13 protein-coding genes and 1 pseudogene are annotated in these 16,439 nt (G+C 67.3%); 10 read left to right on the top strand and 4 right to left on the bottom strand.

Translation table 11 applies throughout. The features are described 5' to 3' along the window. The first annotated feature begins 49 nt into the window (after positions 1-49). The 4 genes from KHC23_RS19125 to ppx all read left to right on the top strand — a co-directional run bounded on the left by KHC23_RS19125 (position 50) and on the right by ppx (position 5,747). Complete coding sequence (locus tag KHC23_RS19125) at positions 50-1,177, top strand: AI-2E family transporter (RefSeq protein WP_213374767.1); 1,128 nt, start codon at positions 50-52, stop codon at positions 1,175-1,177. A 2-nt stretch (positions 1,178-1,179) separates the two neighbouring features. Further along, positions 1,180-1,917, top strand: coding sequence for a P-loop NTPase family protein (locus tag KHC23_RS19130; protein ID WP_213374769.1), 738 nt, complete (start codon positions 1,180-1,182; stop codon positions 1,915-1,917). A gap of 136 nt (positions 1,918-2,053) precedes the next feature. Further along, on the top strand, positions 2,054-4,225 hold the full coding sequence (locus tag KHC23_RS19135) for an RNA degradosome polyphosphate kinase (protein ID WP_246544786.1): 2,172 nt from the start codon (positions 2,054-2,056) through the stop codon (positions 4,223-4,225). 4 nt (positions 4,226-4,229) lie between these two features. Then, the gene (gene ppx, locus KHC23_RS19140) at positions 4,230-5,747 is read left to right on the top strand and encodes an exopolyphosphatase (RefSeq protein WP_213374773.1); all 1,518 of its coding nucleotides are present in this window, start codon (positions 4,230-4,232) and stop codon (positions 5,745-5,747) included. A gap of 30 nt (positions 5,748-5,777) precedes the next feature. Here ppx and rnd read toward each other — a convergent pair whose 3' ends face one another. After that, positions 5,778-6,941: a ribonuclease D gene (rnd, locus tag KHC23_RS19145; RefSeq protein ID WP_213374774.1), complete on the bottom strand. Its 1,164-nt coding sequence runs from the start codon at positions 6,939-6,941 to the stop codon at positions 5,778-5,780. A 136-nt stretch (positions 6,942-7,077) separates the two neighbouring features. Here rnd and KHC23_RS19150 point away from each other — a divergent pair, with 136 nt between their 5' ends. Together KHC23_RS19150 and aspS are read left to right on the top strand one after the other, a co-directional pair. After that, on the top strand, positions 7,078-7,548 hold the full coding sequence (locus KHC23_RS19150; RefSeq protein ID WP_213374775.1) for a DUF992 domain-containing protein: 471 nt from the start codon (positions 7,078-7,080) through the stop codon (positions 7,546-7,548). A gap of 158 nt (positions 7,549-7,706) precedes the next feature. After that, positions 7,707-9,557: an aspartate--tRNA ligase gene (gene aspS / locus KHC23_RS19155; RefSeq protein ID WP_213374777.1), complete on the top strand. Its 1,851-nt coding sequence runs from the start codon at positions 7,707-7,709 to the stop codon at positions 9,555-9,557. A gap of 141 nt (positions 9,558-9,698) precedes the next feature. Here aspS and KHC23_RS19160 read toward each other — a convergent pair whose 3' ends face one another. Next, complete coding sequence (locus KHC23_RS19160) at positions 9,699-11,693, bottom strand: hypothetical protein (RefSeq protein ID WP_213374779.1); 1,995 nt, start codon at positions 11,691-11,693, stop codon at positions 9,699-9,701. Positions 11,694-11,864: 171 nt separating this feature from the next. Here KHC23_RS19160 and KHC23_RS19165 point away from each other — a divergent pair, with 171 nt between their 5' ends. The 4 genes from KHC23_RS19165 to KHC23_RS24505 all read left to right on the top strand — a co-directional run bounded on the left by KHC23_RS19165 (position 11,865) and on the right by KHC23_RS24505 (position 15,620). After that, entirely contained in the window at positions 11,865-14,144 is a 2,280-nt protein-coding gene (locus tag KHC23_RS19165) for an NADP-dependent malic enzyme (protein WP_213374781.1), read from the top strand. 185 nt (positions 14,145-14,329) lie between these two features. Beyond that, positions 14,330-14,650 carry a glycine zipper domain-containing protein gene (locus KHC23_RS19170; protein ID WP_213374782.1) on the top strand — a complete coding sequence of 107 codons (321 nt, stop codon included), beginning with the start codon at positions 14,330-14,332 and terminating at the stop codon, positions 14,648-14,650. A gap of 257 nt (positions 14,651-14,907) precedes the next feature. Next, a complete protein-coding gene (locus tag KHC23_RS19175; RefSeq protein ID WP_131834841.1) occupies positions 14,908-15,120 on the top strand; it encodes a cold-shock protein in 213 nt (70 codons plus the stop codon). 284 nt (positions 15,121-15,404) lie between these two features. After that, the gene (locus KHC23_RS24505; protein ID WP_013165949.1) at positions 15,405-15,620 is read left to right on the top strand and encodes a cold-shock protein; all 216 of its coding nucleotides are present in this window, start codon (positions 15,405-15,407) and stop codon (positions 15,618-15,620) included. Between the two features lie 95 nt (positions 15,621-15,715). Here KHC23_RS24505 and KHC23_RS24510 read toward each other — a convergent pair. Together KHC23_RS24510 and KHC23_RS19185 are read right to left on the bottom strand one after the other, a co-directional pair. Next, positions 15,716-15,898: pseudogene (locus KHC23_RS24510) on the bottom strand (GNAT family N-acetyltransferase); the annotation flags it as partial. 54 nt (positions 15,899-15,952) lie between these two features. Continuing rightward, the gene (locus KHC23_RS19185) at positions 15,953-16,339 is read right to left on the bottom strand and encodes a GFA family protein (RefSeq protein WP_213374784.1); all 387 of its coding nucleotides are present in this window, start codon (positions 16,337-16,339) and stop codon (positions 15,953-15,955) included. Positions 16,340-16,439 lie beyond the last annotated feature (100 nt).

Below are 16,439 nucleotides of genomic sequence, written 5' to 3' on the forward strand. Positions count from 1 at the left end.
ATGTATCTATGAGCCCATGATGGTGGCCCGGTCGAGAGGCGGTTCTGGAATGGCGTGGCACAAGCAGGTGACGTTCTGGCTGACCGTGCTCGGGCTGTTCATCGCGGCCGCATGGCTGCTGTCGAGCGTGTTGCTGCCTTTCGTCGCCGGCCTCGCGCTCGCCTATTTCCTCAATCCGGTGACGACGCGGCTGGAGCGCTGGGGCGTCAACCGGCTGATAGCCTCGCTGGTGACCATCAGCCTCACGCTTCTGCTCGCCATACTGCTGATGCTGCTGGTGGTGCCGATCTTCGGCTCTCAGCTCGCCGCCTTCATCCAGCGCCTGCCCGAATATATCAGCAAGCTGCAGAACATGCTGACGGGCGAAGGCGCCAACGCGGCGTGGCTGCGCGATTTCGTCGGCGACCGTATGCCGAGCGTCCAGAGCGGGCTCAACGAACTGGTCTCGCAGGGCGCCACCTACATGCTGACCCTGATCCAGGGGCTGTGGACCGGCGGACAGGCGCTGCTCTCGGTGTTCTCGCTGCTGGTCATCACGCCCGTGGTCGCCTTCTACATTCTCAACGACTGGGAGCACATGGTCGACAAGGTGGATTCCTGGCTGCCGGTGCGGCACCGCGGCACCATTCGCGACCTTGCCGGGCAGATGGACCGCGCCATCGCCGGCTTCGTGCGCGGCCAGTCGCTGGTCTGCCTGATTCTGGGCAGCTTCTATGCGATCAGCCTCACCATGTCCGGGCTGAATTTCGGTTTCGTCATCGGTTTCGTGTCGGGGATCATCACCTTCATCCCCTATGTCGGCTCGTTGACCGGGCTGGTGCTCGCCGGCGGCGTCGCCATCGTCCAGTTCTTCCCGGACTATTCGATGATCGCCATCGTCATCGGCATCTTCGTGTTCGGCCAGTTCATCGAAGGCTACATCCTCTCGCCCAAGCTGGTGGGCGACAGCGTCGGCCTGCACCCGGTGTGGCTGATGTTCGCCCTGCTCGCCTTCGGCTATCTGCTCGGTTTCCTCGGCCTGCTGCTCGCCGTGCCGCTGGCGGCGGCGGTGGGCGTGCTGGTGCGCTTCGCCATCAACCAGTATCTGGAGAGCCCGCTTTATACGGGGGAGGACGAGGCCGAGCTGCACAGCGCCCCCGCGCCGGTTCCCTATCTGCCCGAGAGCCGGGTCCGCTGACCATGGCGACGCGGCAGCTTGCCCTCGATCTTCCCCACGCCGACAGCCGGTCGCGGGACGACTTCCTGCCCGGCCTCGCCAATGAGGCGGCTCTGTCCCTGATCGATTCCTGGCCGGACTGGCCGGCGCGGGCGGTGGTGCTGGTGGGGCCGAGGGGGTCGGGCAAGTCGCATCTCGCCGCCATTTTCGCCGAGACTTCCGGCGCGCGGGTGGTGCCGGCGGCGGCGCTCGACATCGCGGCGGTGCCCGCCCTGCTGGCCGACGGGGCGCTGGTGGTGGAGGACCTCGGCGGCGGCCCGATTCCGGAGGCGGCGCTGTTCCATCTGCTCAATCTCGCCACCGAGCAGAAGGTGGGCCTTTTGATAACCTCCACCCGGCTGCCCTCCGGCCTGTCCGAGACCGTGGCCACGCGCGATCTGGCCTCGCGGTTGCGGGTGTTGCCGGTGGTCACGCTCGGCGCGCCGGACGAGGAATTGCTGGCGGCGGTGGCGCTGAAGCTTTTCGCCGACCGGCAGGTATTGCCTGACGAGGGCCTGCTGCACTACCTACTGCCCCGCGTCGAGCGGTCCATTGCGGGGTTGCGCGATGTCGTTGCCGAACTGGATCGCGAGGCGCTGGCGCGCAAGCGGCCGCTGACCCGGGCGCTGGCTTCCGAGCTGCTGCGCGGGCGGGCCGAGCGTTCCGACGAGCCGGCCCTGCCGCCGGACCGGACTGCCCTTAACGACTTGACGATAGGTTAATCCCAGCATGTCATCCAGCCGTCACGATGCCCGGCGACCTTCGCGCCGGACCAAGCGGGTACCCCCCAAGAAGGACGGAGTGGCGACGGTGAGCGAGACGGAAACGCAGGTCGAGCAAGAAGTCGTGCTGACGGAAATGCCCATTCAGGCGGTGGTGCCGCCTCGTCCGCTCGAGGACGAGCTGATGAATTCGCCGGAGCGTTTCATCAACCGCGAGCTGTCCTGGCTGCAGTTCAATCGCCGCGTGCTGGAGGAGGCCTCCAACACCGAGCACCCGATGCTGGAGCAGCTGCGCTTTCTCTCGATCTCGGCCAACAATCTCGACGAGTTCTTCATGGTCCGCGTCGCCGGCCTGAAGGAACAGGTGCGCGAGGGCTACAGCGCCCGCAGCCCGGACGGGCTGAGCCCGGTGGAGCAACTCGCCCGCATCGGCGTGGCGGCGGCCGAACTCGCCGAGGACCAGCAGGCGCGCTGGCGCGGGCTGCGGCAGTCGCTGGTGGGCTGCGGCATCGTGCTGGTGGACGGCGCCGATGTCGTGAAGGGCGACCGGGCGGTGCTCGACGACTTCTTCCTCTCCCATGTCTTTCCGGTGCTGACGCCGCTCGCCATCGACCCGGCGCATCCCTTCCCGTTCATTCCCAATCTCGGCTTCTCGCTGGCACTGCAGCTGGCGCGCATCCATGACGGGCGGGCGATGAACGCGCTCATCCGCGTGCCGGCCAAGATCGACCGCTTCATCCGCCTGCCCGACGGCGAGAACGACGTGCAGCGCTTCATCACCCTCGAACAGATGATCGGCCTGTTCATCGGCCGCCTGTTCCCGGGCTATCAGGTGAAGGGACAGGGCGGCTTCCGCGTCATCCGCGACAGCGACCTCGAAGTGGAGGAAGAGGCCGAGGACCTGATGCGCCAGTTCGAGACGGCGCTGAAGCGCCGGCGGCTGGGGCAGGTCATCCGCCTCGAGATCGACGCCTCCATGCCGGAGGAGCTGCGCAATTTCGTCCGGCGCGAACTGGGCGTGATGGAGGACGAGATCTTCCTCGTCGACGGCGTGCTGGCGCTGAACGAGTTCAGCCAGCTTGTCGGCATCGACCGGCCGGACCTCAAGTTCAAGCCGTACAATCCGCGCTTCCCCGAGCGCATCCGTGACCATGCCGGCGACTGCTTCGCGGCGATCCGCGAGAAGGACCTGGTGGTCCACCATCCCTACGAGTCCTTCGACGTGGTGGTGCAGTTCCTGCGCCAGGCGGCGCGCGACCCCAATGTCGTCGCCATCAAGCAGACGCTCTACCGCACCTCCTCCGACAGCCCGATCATCAAGGCGCTGGCGGAAGCGGCGGAGGCGGGCAAGTCGGTGACCGCGCTGGTCGAATTGAAGGCGCGCTTCGACGAGGAGGCCAATATCCGCTGGGCGCGCGACCTGGAGCGTGCCGGCGTGCAGGTGGTGTTCGGCTTCCTGGAGCTGAAGACCCACGCCAAGCTGTCGCTGGTGGTGCGTCGCGAGGGCGGCGCGCTGGCAAGCTACTGCCATGTCGGCACGGGCAATTACCACCCGATCACCGCCCGCATCTACACCGACCTCTCGTTCTTCACCGCCGACCCGGCGATCGGCCGCGACGTGGCGCGCATCTTCAACTTCATCACCGGCTATGCCGAGCCGGCGGGGCTGGAGAAGCTGGCCATCGCGCCGCTGTCGCTGAAGACGCGCATTCTCGACCATATCGACGCCGAGATGGAGTACGCCAAGGCCGGCAAGCCGGCGGCGATCTGGCTCAAGATGAACTCGCTGGTCGACCCCATGATCATCGACGCGCTCTACCGGGCCAGCCAGGCCGGCGTGCCGGTGGAGGTCATCGTGCGCGGCATATGCTGCCTGCGCCCGGGCGTGCAGGGGCTGTCGGAGAACATCCGCGTCAAGTCGATCGTCGGCCGCTTCCTGGAACATGAGCGCATTTACGCCTTCGGCAACGGCCATGGCCTGCCCCATGCCGAGGCGGCCATCTACATCTCCTCCGCCGACCTGATGCCGCGTAATCTCGACCGCCGCGTCGAATCCTTGTGCCCGATCACCAACCCGACGGTGCACATGCAGATTCTCGACCAGATCATGGTCGCCAACCTGCAGGACAACCAGCAGAGCTGGCGCGTGTTGCCGGATGGCTCCGCCGAGCGCATGGTCCCCGGCGAGGGCGAGGAAAAGTTCAACGCCCAGCAGTATTTCATGACCAATCCGAGTCTCTCCGGCCGTGGCAAATCGCTCAAGGATTCCTCGCCGCGCAACCTCCTCCGCCGTCGCGATCGCGCGTGACCGCATGAGCGAAGCCTTGCGTGATGCCGGACACGGCCTGGTGTCCGGCGGTCCTGTCGCGGTCATCGACATCGGCTCGAACTCGGTCCGCCTCGTCGTCTATGAGCGGCTGTCGCGCAGCCCGACGCCGATCTTCAACGAGAAGGCCTCCTGCGGCCTTGGCCGGGAAGTGCTGACCACCGGCCGCCTCAACCCGGACGCGGTGGAGAAGGCGCTCGCGGCGCTGCGGCGCTTCCGCGTGCTGTGCGACCGCATGGGGGTGGGCAAGGTCCATGTGCTCGCCACGGCGGCGGCGCGCGACGCCGCCAACGGACCCGACTTTGTCGCCGCCTGCACGGAAATCTGCCGCACCGAGGTCGAGGTGCTCTCGGGCAAGCGCGAGGCGCAGCTGTCCGCCCTCGGCATCCTCTCCGGCGTGCACCATGCCAATGGCGTGGTGGGCGACCTCGGTGGCGGCTCGCTCGAACTCGCCGACCTGCACGGCCAGCGCATCGGCTCCGGCGTGACCTTCCCGCTCGGCGGCCTCGCTTTGCAGGACACATCCGGCCGCTCGCTCAAGAAGGCCGACAAGATCGTCAAGGACCTGCTGGCGAACGAGCCGCACCTCGAACACCTCAAGGGACGGACCTTCTACGCCGTCGGCGGCACCTGGCGCGCGCTGGCGCGGCTGCACATGTTCCAGCGCGGCTACCCGCTGCATGTCATGCATGGCTACATCATCCCCGCCAAGGAGGCGCTGGAGTTCTGCCGGCTGGTGCGGCGGGTGCCGATCGACACGCTCTCGCGCATCGACACGGTGTCGGATGTGCGCCGCCCGCTGCTGCCCTATGGCGCGCTGGTGCTGGAGCACATTCTCCGCATCGGCAAGCCGGCCAGCGTCTTCGTCTCGGCGCAGGGCGTGCGCGAGGGGTTGCTCTACGAACTGCTGGAGCCCGACGAGCGCCAGCACGATCCGCTGACCACGGCGGCGGCCGAACTGAACGAGGTCCGTTCGCGCTCCCCGGCCCATGGCTGGGAACTGATCGACTGGACCGACGCGTTCATGAAAAGCTCCGGCATCGACGAGAGCGTCGAGGAGAAGCGGCTGCGCCACGCCGCCTGCCTGCTCTCGGACATCAGCTGGCGTGCGCATCCCGACTATCGCGGCGAGCAGAGCCTGAACCTCATCGCCCATGCCGCCTTCATCGGCGTCGACCATCCCGGCCGCGCCTTCCTCGCCCTGGCGATCTATTACCGGCACATGGGGCTGATCGACGAGGACCTGTCCCCGCGCATCCGCGAACTGGTGTCGGCGCGGCTGCTCGACCGGGCGCGCATTCTCGGCGCGGCGATGCGGGTGGGCTACATCCTCTCGGCGGCGATGCCGGGCACGCTGCCGCTGACGCCGCTCACCGTCGAACGCGGCAAGCTGGCCCTGCAGCTCAGCGGTGAACTCGCCCCGCTCAGCGGCGACCGCATCGCCAACCGGCTGCGCTCGCTGGCCCGGCTGATCGGCCGTGAATCGGTGGTGCTGGCCGGCTGAACGCCGGCGCGGAATGGCGGCTTCGCGCCGTCACTCTTCCAGAGCGGTACGTTCCAGCGCGATGACGCGCCCGCGCTGCATGGCCAGCGCCAGCCGGCCGGACTTCAGCGCCAGCGCCCGCTCGCCGAACAGCTCCCGTCGCCAGCCGTGAAGGGCGCCGACCTCCGGCTCGTCCTCGGAGGCGATGCGCTCCAGATCGTCGACCGTGGCGATGACCTTGGCGGCGACGCCGTGCTGCTCGGAGGTCATGCGCAGCAGCACCTTCAGCAGTTCCACCGTCGCCGAGGCGCCGTTGGACAGCGGCTTGTCGCGGTCGATGCGCGGCAGCGTCCTGGGGTCGCGGGCGAGGCCGGCCTTCACCGCCTCGACGATCATCTCGCCGGCACGGGAGCGCTCGAACCCCTTGGGGATGGCGCGCAACTGCCCCAGCTTCTCGATCGAGGTAGGGTGCTGCGAGGCGATCTCGCCGATCACGTCGTCCTTGAGGATGCGCGAGCGCGGCGTGTCGCGGGCCTGCGCCTCGCGCTCGCGCCAGGCGGCGACCTCCATCAGCACGGCGAGGTCCTTGGGCTTGCGGGCGCGCGAGCGCAGCCGCTCCCAGGCCCGCTCGGGCTCCTGCCGGTAGGTTTCGGGCGAGGTGAGCACCGCCATCTCCTCGCCAACCCATTCGGCGCGCCCGCGCTTCTTCAGATCGGCGTCGAGCTTGAGGAACACGTCGCGCAGATGCGTGACGTCGGCCTCGGCATAGGCGACCTGCGCGGTGGAGAGCGGGCGGCGCGACCAGTCGGTGAAGCGCAGCGACTTGTCGAGCACTTCGCCGGTGATCCGCTGCACCAGCTGGTCATAGGAAATGGAATCGCCATGGCCGAGCACCATGGCCGCGACCTGGGTGTCGAATACCGGGTGCGGGATTATGCCGGCGAGGTGCCAGATGATCTCGATGTCCTGCCGGCCGGCGTGGAACACCTTCAGCACGTTGGTGTCCGACATCAGCGCGAACAGCGGCGCGAGGTCGATGCCCTCCGCCAGCGCGTCGACCACCAGCGCCTCGTCGAGACTGGCGAGCTGCACCACGCAGAGCTTCGGCCAGAAGGTGGTCTCGCGCAGGAACTCGGTGTCGATCGTGATGAACGGATGGCGGGCCAGTCTTTCGCAGGCCGCGGCGAGGGCGTCGGTGGTGGTGATCATGTTCATGTCGATTTTTACATATCGGAGTCTCGGCGCCGTTTCGACCCCGAAACATGCCGCAATTGCGCGAAAGGATTAACCGTTCGCGGCTACGAGTCGCAAAGCCATTCCGGCGGCGCGCCGCCATCTCTGGGGGAAATACATGAAACAGGCCGTCTTCGCTCTCGCCACCACCGCTCTGGCTCTGTCCTTCGTGCCGGCTTCGGCCGCGGATCGCGTGAAGGCCGGCGTGCTGGTGTGCAATGCCGGCGCCAGCATCGGCATGCTGATCGAGTCGAAGCAGGAGCTGACCTGCACCTACACCCCGGCCGACAACGGCCCGGAACAGCGCTATGCCGGCACCATCAAGAATATCGGCGTCGAGCTGGGCGTGACCGGCGGCGGCGTGCTGACCTGGGGCGTGCTGGCACTGACCAAGTCGGTGGCGCCGGGCGCGCTGGCCGGGCCTTATGGCGGCGTGACCGGCGACGTCGCGCTTGGCGTCGGCGTCGGTGCCAATGTGCTGGTCGGTTCCGACAAGTCGTTCGCGCTCAACCCGATCTCGGTCGAAGGCAATGTCGGCGCCTCACTGGCGCTGGGTGTCGGCGGCCTCAACCTGCGCTACGTGCCCTGAAGACGCGCGACGCCCGCCCGCGACCTGCCGACAGGCTCCGGGCGGGCGTCTCTTCTTGACAAAGCCGAGCCTCGCATGCACCCCTCCGCGCGCCCCGCGTGAGGGGTGTTTTGCTATGTTCCGCCACGTCTCGGCGGCACCAACTCCGGGAAGACGCCATGCACCGCTATCGCTCGCACACCTGTGGCGCCCTTCGTGCCAGCGATGTCGGCACCACCGCGCGCCTGTCCGGCTGGTGCCACCGCATCCGCGACCATGGCGGCGTGCTGTTCGTCGACCTGCGCGACCATTACGGGTTGACGCAGGTGGTGGTCGATCCGGACAGCCCGGCCTTCAAGCTGGCCGAGAGCGTGCGGGCGGAATGGGTGATCCGCGTCGACGGACGGGTGCGCCTGCGCCCCGCCGGCACCGAGAACCCCGAGCTGCCGACCGGGCAGGTGGAGATGTACGCCACCGAGATCGAGGTGCTGGGCCCCGCCGCCGAGCTGCCGATGCCGGTATTCGGCGATGTCGAGTACCCGGAAGAGACGCGGCTGCGCTACCGCTTCCTCGACCTGCGCCGCGAGAAGCTGCACAAGAACATCATGACGCGCGGGGCGATCATCGACTCCATGCGGGCGAAGATGAAGGGGCAGGGCTTCTTCGAGTTCCAGACGCCGATCCTCACCGCCTCCTCGCCGGAAGGCGCGCGCGACTTCCTGGTGCCCTCGCGCCTGCATCCCGGCAAGTTCTACGCGCTGCCGCAGGCGCCGCAGCAGTACAAGCAGCTCATCATGATGAGCGGCTTCGACCGCTATTTCCAGATCGCCCCCTGCTTCCGCGACGAGGACCCGCGCGCCGACCGGCTGCCGGGCGAGTTCTACCAGCTCGACCTGGAGATGAGCTTCGTCGAGCAGGAGGACATCTTCGCCGCCGTCGAGCCGGTCATCACCGGCGTGTTCGAGCAGTTCGCCGACGGCAAGCCGGTGACGAAGAACTGGCCGCGCATTCCCTACGCCACGGCGATGCAGAAATACGGCACCGACAAGCCGGACCTGCGCAACCCGATCGAGATGCAGGACGTGTCCGAGCATTTTCGCGGTTCCGGCTTCAAGGTGTTCGCGCGCATGCTGGAAGACCCGAAGAACCGGGTCTGGGCGATCCCGGGAAAACACAAGAGCGCCAACGAAGTGGGTGGTACAGGCCCGATAGCGCGCGCTTTCTGCGACCGCATGAACTCCTGGGCGCAGGGCGAGGGCCAGCCGGGACTCGGGTACATCTATTGGGCTGTTCCTGAAACTATTGACATCGTGCGTGCGCGTGGCGGTGACATGGATAGAAGGGATTTCGCCAAAGGACCTCTCGCCAACAATGTTGGCCCCGACCGAACCGAAGCGATCCGGTTGCAGCTTGGTCTCGACTTCGGCGATGCCGCGTTCTTCGTTGCCGGCAACCCGGAAAAGTTCGTCCGTTTCGCCGGCCTCGCCCGCACCCGCGTCGGCGAGGAGCTGAAGCTGGTCGACCATGACCGCTTCGAGCTGGCCTGGATCGTCGACTTTCCGTTCTACGAGTGGAGCGAGGACGACAAGAAGGTCGACTTCTCGCACAACCCGTTCTCCATGCCGCAGGGCGGGCTGGAGGCGCTGAACACGCAGGACCCGCTCACCATCAAGGCGTTCCAGTACGACATCGCCTGCAATGGTTTCGAGATCGCGTCCGGCGGCATCCGCAACCACCGTCCCGAGGCGATGGTGAAGGCGTTCGAGATCGCCGGCTATGACGAGGCGACGGTGCAGGAGCGCTTCGGCGGGCTCTACCGCGCCTTCCAGTATGGCGCGCCGCCGCATGGCGGCATGGCGGCCGGCGTCGACCGCATCGTCATGCTGCTGTGCGGCACCACCAACCTGCGCGAAATCTCCATCTTCCCGATGAACCAGCAGGCGCAGGACATTCTGATGGGGGCGCCGAACGAGGCGAGCCCGAAGCAGTTGCGCGAACTGCACATCCGCACCAACCTGCCGGAGAAGTAAGGCTTCCGGGGGACCGTTCCCACGTGCGCCCTCATGGCCGGGCTCGACCCGGCCACTTGGGAGAAGCGCGCCGGCGGGGCCGCGGCTGGGTCCCCGGGCCGCGCCCGGCGATGAGCGAAGGTCGAGGTTGTTTCCTCGTGCTCAGGGCGTGGCCGCCGGCGTCTCGACATTGAGGTCGTCGACCACGGCGAGCGGGTCCTCGCCTTTCAGCGTCTCCAGGATCATCATCACCGGCAGCGGCTCCTCGCGCGGCGTGACGCGCAGGGCGAGGGTGCTCATCGGCTTCTGGATGAAGCGGACGAAGGCTTCGACCGCCGGGCCGAGTTCGGGCCGGTCGGCCACCGTCTGCGCCAGCAGCAGGTCGGCGAAGCCGGCGAAGAGCTGGCGGATCTCCTCCGGCTTCAGTCCCTGCTCCTTGGCCGCCGCGTCCAGCTTCTGCTCATAAAGGCCGGCATCGGTGACGGAGAGATCGAGCGCGCTCAGATTCACTTCCGCCGCCCCCGCCAGCGCCTCGTCCGGCTGGGTGGAGAAAACGGAATCGTCCACCTCGCTCAGCGTGAGCCTGGCGTTGAACGAGAACGCATCCGACACTTCGAAATAAGCGGGGTCGACCACGACGGTGTTGTCGGCTTCGTTCCAGCTGGCGCGGAAGTCCACGGCGACGCTCGCCCGGTCCATCTGACCCGGCACCAGCGCGAAGGCGGAATTGCCGGCGTTGACCAGCGCGGTCGGGCCGCTCATGCGCAGGGTGGCGGAGATGCGGGTGGGTAGCGCGTCGGGCTCGCCGGTCCAGGAGAGGGCGAATTTGTCGATGTCGAGCGGCGAGCCCTCATCGGTCGGCGCGACGACATCGTCGATCTCGATCGACTCGATGGTGCTGAACACGGGTACGGGCCAGCGGGCGAATTCCTTGGGATTGTCGGCCGCGTCCGCAAACAGTGTCATCAGCGTGCCGGCCCTCAGCCCCGAGAGCTGCAGGTGCCCCATCCGGAAGGCGCCGCCATCGGGGCCCTTGCCGGTCACCTTCTCCAGCGTGATGTTCTCCATCCGTCCGTCTTCGATCGCGCCGACGGTGAAAGAACCAAAGCCGAAGGCGATGCCGCCCGGTGCCGTGCCTTCCATGCCTTCGATGGTCAAGCCGCCGACGCGCACGCCCTCGTCGTAGACGGAGGCTGCCATTCGAAAGAGCTGCGCTGTTTGCCTGATCTGCGCCGGATTCCCGACCATGTCGGCCTTTTCGAGCATCTGCCCCGCGGCGCGCAGTTCTTCAACCGGAATGGCGGAGGGGCGAATAGCCACATCCTTCATGGTCATGCGTGCCATGCGCTGCGACACGCCGGCCATGGTGAGTTCGTAATCGTCGATCGAAACGAAATCGTGGATGGTGATGAACTGGTCGCTGGCCAGACGCTGCTCGGGATCGAGCAGGATCAGCATTCCGGCAATGTCGAACCCCTTGATGTCGATCCGCCCCACCGAACCTTCGCCGGAGAGTTCGGGCGGGCCATTCATGCGGAAGCGCGACGGTTCGGCCGTGAGGGCGGCGAAGCGTCCATTGGCCAGCCCATCGAGGCGAATGGCGCCATTGGTCTCCTCGTTCCTGACCCGCGTCTCGCCGTCGCCGCTGCTGCCCGTGCCGGTGGAAGCCGGAATGTCGATGCGTTCGGCGGTGATCATCCTCAAGAAGTCGAGGGCGATCTGCGACGGGCCGCCGTTCACCGGTGCCTGTGCGGGAAAGGCGAGGGCCGCGACTTCGACACGGGGGGCATGGTAGCGGGTGATGCCCGGCGTGCTGACCAGCATCGGCACGTCCATGGTGAGATCGGCAATCTCCACCGTCCGGGCGAACAGCCGGCCCGAGTCGCGCTGCTCGACCCCGTTCGCCACCAGCGAGCCGATCTTGAGGATGCCCTGGCCCGGACCGACCAGCGACAGGTCGTGCAGTTCGAACCGGCCGGCGAAGAGGTCGTAATTCACCTCGCCGACGCTTGCCTCGGCACCGCCACCCCGCAGCGTGGCGAGCGCCGAGGCGACTTCACTGCGCGCCAGATGGTTGACGTAGAGCCTGGAGCCGAAATAGCCGCCCACGCCAAGGACGACGAGGGCGACGAGAGCGACGAGGAACGGCTTGCGCATGCGGGGCTTACCTGGGCACGACCGGGGGCGGGCGGGGCTGGCAGGGTCACGCCGGCCAATGCCGCACCTTAAACCAACCGCCCCGGGACGAGCACCAGAAAATGGGAAAGGCGTTGTGCGCCGTACCAGAATCCCTATGCTCCCGCGCCAAGCTCCGGGGAAGGAAACACAATGGCCTCTTACATCTCAGACGATCTGCGCTCCGGCGCGCTCTTCTATCACCGCATGCCCCGCCCGGGTAAGCTTGAGATCCAGCCGACCAAGCCGCTTGCCAACCAGCGTGACCTCGCTCTGGCCTACACGCCCGGCGTTGCCGCGGTGTGCGAGGCGATCGCCGCCGACAAGTCGCTGGTGGCGGAGCTTACCGCCCGGCAGAACCTGGTCGCCGTGGTGTCCAACGGCACCGCTGTGCTTGGCCTCGGCAATATCGGCCCGGAAGCCTCCAAGCCGGTGATGGAGGGCAAGGCGGTCCTGTTCAAGAAGTTCGCCGGCATCGACGTGTTCGACATCGAGATCAACGCGCTGGAGCCCGACCATGTCGTGACCGTGGTCGCCGCGCTGGAGCCGACCTTCGGCGGCATCAATCTCGAAGACATCAAGGCGCCCGAGTGCTTCGAGATCGAGACCCGGCTGCGCGAGATGATGAACATCCCGGTGTTCCATGACGACCAGCACGGCACCGCGATCATCGTGGTGGCGGCGATCGTCAACGCGCTGTTCCTCGGCGGCAAGAAGCTGGAGGATGTGAAGATCGTCACCTCCGGTGCCGGTGCGGCGGCCATCGCCACGCTGAACCTGCTGCGCTCCATGGGCGCGAAACTGGAGAACATCTGGGTCACCGACATCGAGGGCGTGGTCTATGAGGGCCGCGAGAAGCTGATGGACCCCTATAAGGGGGTGTTCGCGCAGAAGACCGAGCAGCGCACCCTTGCCGAGGTGATCGCCGGCGCCGACATCTTCATCGGCCTGTCCGCCGGCGGCGTGCTGAAGCCCGAGATGCTGGCGGCGATGGCCGAGCGGCCGCTGATCATGGCGCTGGCCAACCCGACGCCCGAGATCATGCCCGACCTCGCCCGCGACGCCCGCCCCGACGCGATGATCTGCACCGGACGCTCCGACTTTCCCAACCAGGTCAACAACGTCCTGTGCTTCCCCTTCATCTTCCGTGGCGCGCTCGATGCCGGCGCAACCACGATCAACGAGGAGATGAAGGTGGCGGCGGTCAACGCCATCGCCGAACTGGCGCGCGAGACGCCCTCCGACGTCGTCGCCCGTGCCTATGGCGGCGAGACGCCGGTGTTCGGCCCGGCCTCGCTCATTCCCTCGCCCTTCGACCCGCGGCTGATCCTGCGCATCGCCCCGGCGGTGGCCAAGGCGGCGATGGATTCGGGTGTCGCGCAGCGGCCGATCGCCGATTTCGACGCCTATCAGGAGCAGCTTGACCGCTTCGTCTTCCGCTCCGGCCTGGTGATGAAGCCGATCTTCGCCCTCGCCAAGCAGGCGCCCAAGCGGGTGATCTACGCCGAGGGCGAGGATGAGCGCATCCTGCGCGCGGCGCAGGTGGTGGTGGAGGAGGGGCTTGCCCGCCCGATCCTGATCGGCCGCCCCTCGGTGATCGAGACCCGGCTGCAGCGCTTCGGCCTTTCCATCCGCCCCGGCCGCGAGTTCGACCTTATCAATCCCGAGGACGACCCGCGCTATCGCGACTATGTGACGACCTATGTCGAGCGCACCGGCCGGCGCGGCGTGACGCCGGAGCTGGCCCGCACGCTGGTGCGCACCACGCCGACGGTGATCGCCGCGCTGGCGGTGGTGCGCGGCGATGCCGACACCATGCTGTGCGGCGTCGAGGGACGCTTCATCCGCCATCTGCGCCATATCCGCACCATTATCGGCCTGGCGCCGGGCGTGCGCGACGTGGCGGCGCTGTCGATGCTGCTGACCCAGAAGGGCGCGTTCTTCCTCTGCGACACCCAGATCCAGCCCGATCCGTCCGCCGAGGATCTCGCCGAGATGGCGCAGCTCGCCGCCGCCCATGTGCGCCGCTTCGGCATCGAGCCGAAGGTGGCGCTGCTGTCGCACTCCGATTTCGGCAGCCGCGACGACGACAGCGCGCAGAAGATGCGCCGCACGCTCGACCTGATCCTGCAGCGTGCGCCTGATCTGATGGTCGACGGCGAGATGGAGGGCGACAGCGCGCTGGTGCCGGAAATGCGCGAGCGCGTGCTGCCGGGCTCGCGCCTGCAGGGTGTGGCCAACATCCTCGTCATGCCGAACCTCGACGCCGCCAATATCGGCTACCAGATGGTCAAGGTGTTCGGCGACGCGCTTCCCGTCGGCCCGATCCTGCTCGGCCCGGCGCGGCCGGCGCATGTGCTCACCCCCTCGGTGACGGCGCGCGGCATCGTCAACATGACCGCCATCGCCGTGGTGGAGGCGCAGGACGCCTGAGGCTTCCGCGCCACCGGCCGGCCAGGACGACAAAGCGCGCGCTTCTGTTCTAGACTGGCCTCATGGTACCTGCGACATGGCGGGAAGGCGTGCCGGACATCCGGCCGCGCTCCGCGCCACATCGATGAACCGTGGCCTTGTGCGGGCGCCACTCGGCGCTTCCGCCTCAGTGGAGAGCTCCGATCATGCGTGCCCACTCCTCGCTTGCGACGCTGGCGGCGGCCGGCGTCCTCCTCGCCCTTGCCGCCGTTCCGGCGCGGGCCAATGACACCGCGGCCGGCGCGATCATCGGTGGCGCGGCCGGCGCCATCATCGGCGGCGCCGCGTCCGGCACCGCCGGCGGGGCCGTGGCGGGCGCCGTGGTCGGCGGCACGGCCGGCGCGATCATCGGCAACCAGAGCGACAAGAAAAAGAAGAGGTCGTACTATTACTGGTCGGGCGGCAGGTGCCTCTACCGCTACCCGAACGGCCAGGTGGTCAAGGTCAGCAAGAGCTATTGCTACTAGCCGTTGTGGCCGGGCCGGCGCCGGCCCGGCGGGCCTTGCGGGCTGACGTTGGGTTATTTTTTCGCTGACGCGGGGCTTTACGCCGAAAATACGGCGGGTCCTGCCGTGGAAATGACACATTTCTGACCAAGCTGTCCGCAGCGCGAATGTGGCCGGGCGGGCTTCCTGCGGGAGGCACGGGCGGGCATAATTCGGCGCAATTCGGCGGGTCCCGCAGGGATGCGCCGGTGTCTCACTGGTCTCGAAGGTTATCTCTGATGGCGGATACCGGCACGGTTAAGTGGTTCAATGAGCAGAAGGGCTATGGTTTCATCCAGCCCGACAATGGCGGCAAGGACGTGTTCGTCCACATCAGCGCAGTGCAGCGCTCGGGCCTGCAAAGCCTGCGCGACGGTGACAAGGTCTCCTTCGATCTGCAGACCGACCAGCGGTCGGGCAAGACCTCGGCTGTCGATCTTCGTCCGCTCTGACGCGGGCGTTTGACTTCGGATCGGACGGTCTCGTCCGATTAGATTCAATACAATGTCGTCGTTCCTATGGGGCGGCGACATTTCTGCTGTGGCGTCGCCGCTTCTACCGCCCGCGCCTCTTGCAAACACGGCCATTCGCGCTAGTCTCTCGGCCAGACTTTGGCTGGACTCTGGGCCGTTTCACCTCGTTGCGGGGTGCACGTTCAGCTCCTCTTCCAAATTCGACCCAGCGGCGGGGCGGCGTCCCTGCCGAATGTGCAACCTCGATACGTGAGACTATCCGAATGTCTACCCAGACCGGCACCGTGAAGTGGTTCAACGATCAGAAGGGCTACGGCTTCATTCAGCCCGATGGCGCTGGCAAGGACGTGTTCGTCCACATCAGCGCGGTTCAGCGTTCGGGCCTGCAGGGCCTGCGTGACGGCGAGAAGGTGTCCTTCGAGCTGCAGACCGACCAGCGCTCCGGTAAGACCTCCGCGGTCAACCTGCGCGTCGGCTGATCGAGCCCTCCGGAGCCGGCGCCCGCCGCCGGCTTCTGCGTGAAGAATGGAAAGCCGCTGGCCCCGCCGGGCCGGCGGCTTTCTTTTTGGGCGGGTGGGAAGGCTTTTCGCACCGCGAAGCTGCCGAAGCCGAGAAAGGTCCAGAGGCCGGGATGGCGCAGGAGCCGGCTCCACGCCGCCTCGCGCGTGAACGGCACGCCGCCGATGAACCGCACCACCGCCGGCTCCGCCCACATGGCGGCGTAGGCCTCGAAATCCTCGGCCCGGTGTGGGCGCAGGAGGAGGCGGGGCGTGGTGAGGGTGGGGGGCGGCGGCGCGGACCTGGCGAGGGTTCAGCTCGCGCGCCCGTCATGGGCGATGGGCGCGAGGGCGGCGGGATCGACACCCGCCAGCGTGCGGACATTCACGGCCACGGTCGGTGTGCCGTTGGGGGCTGTGGCCCTGGCAAAGGTCTCCACACCGCAATCCGCGCAGAACATGTGGCTGATGAGGTGGCGGTTGAAGCGATACTCCCGCAACTTCGCCTCGCCCGCCTCCAGGACGAAATCGGTCTCAGGTGCGAAGGCGAGAATCAGTCCCTTGCTCGAGCAGATTGAGCAGTTGCAGGCGATAGTCCGCGTGAGGTCGAGACGGACCGAATAGTGCACGGCACCGCAATGACAGGCCCCGGAAAGACGCTGCGCGCCCATCCCGTTCGCGGCATTCTCGTCGTCGGACATGGATTGCTCCCGCTCTCTCTCTCTCTTTGATGCTGGATCTGGCGCCTGGCTGGGCACCGACACGAAAACGGCCGGGCGAGCCCGGCCGTTCCACTGCTTC

Source organism: Ancylobacter dichloromethanicus, assembly GCF_018390645.1.
GTDB lineage: Bacteria > Pseudomonadota > Alphaproteobacteria > Rhizobiales > Xanthobacteraceae > Ancylobacter > Ancylobacter dichloromethanicus.

Bases quoted from the DNA above. Each gene is read 5' to 3' on its own strand.
- KHC23_RS19125 (WP_213374767.1), top strand. From the start codon at position 50: ATGGCGTGGCACAAGCAGGTGACGTTCTGGCTGACCGTGCTCGGGCTG.
- KHC23_RS19130 (WP_213374769.1), top strand. From the start codon at position 1,180: ATGGCGACGCGGCAGCTTGCCCTCGATCTTCCCCACGCCGACAGCCGG.
- KHC23_RS19135 (WP_246544786.1), top strand. From the start codon at position 2,054: ATGCCCATTCAGGCGGTGGTGCCGCCTCGTCCGCTCGAGGACGAGCTG.
- ppx (WP_213374773.1), top strand. From the start codon at position 4,230: ATGAGCGAAGCCTTGCGTGATGCCGGACACGGCCTGGTGTCCGGCGGT.
- rnd (WP_213374774.1), bottom strand. From the start codon at position 6,941: ATGAACATGATCACCACCACCGACGCCCTCGCCGCGGCCTGCGAAAGA.
- KHC23_RS19150 (WP_213374775.1), top strand. From the start codon at position 7,078: ATGAAACAGGCCGTCTTCGCTCTCGCCACCACCGCTCTGGCTCTGTCC.
- aspS (WP_213374777.1), top strand. From the start codon at position 7,707: ATGCACCGCTATCGCTCGCACACCTGTGGCGCCCTTCGTGCCAGCGAT.
- KHC23_RS19160 (WP_213374779.1), bottom strand. From the start codon at position 11,693: ATGCGCAAGCCGTTCCTCGTCGCTCTCGTCGCCCTCGTCGTCCTTGGC.
- KHC23_RS19165 (WP_213374781.1), top strand. From the start codon at position 11,865: ATGGCCTCTTACATCTCAGACGATCTGCGCTCCGGCGCGCTCTTCTAT.
- KHC23_RS19170 (WP_213374782.1), top strand. From the start codon at position 14,330: ATGCGTGCCCACTCCTCGCTTGCGACGCTGGCGGCGGCCGGCGTCCTC.
- KHC23_RS19175 (WP_131834841.1), top strand. From the start codon at position 14,908: ATGGCGGATACCGGCACGGTTAAGTGGTTCAATGAGCAGAAGGGCTAT.
- KHC23_RS24505 (WP_013165949.1), top strand. From the start codon at position 15,405: ATGTCTACCCAGACCGGCACCGTGAAGTGGTTCAACGATCAGAAGGGC.
- KHC23_RS19185 (WP_213374784.1), bottom strand. From the start codon at position 16,339: ATGTCCGACGACGAGAATGCCGCGAACGGGATGGGCGCGCAGCGTCTT.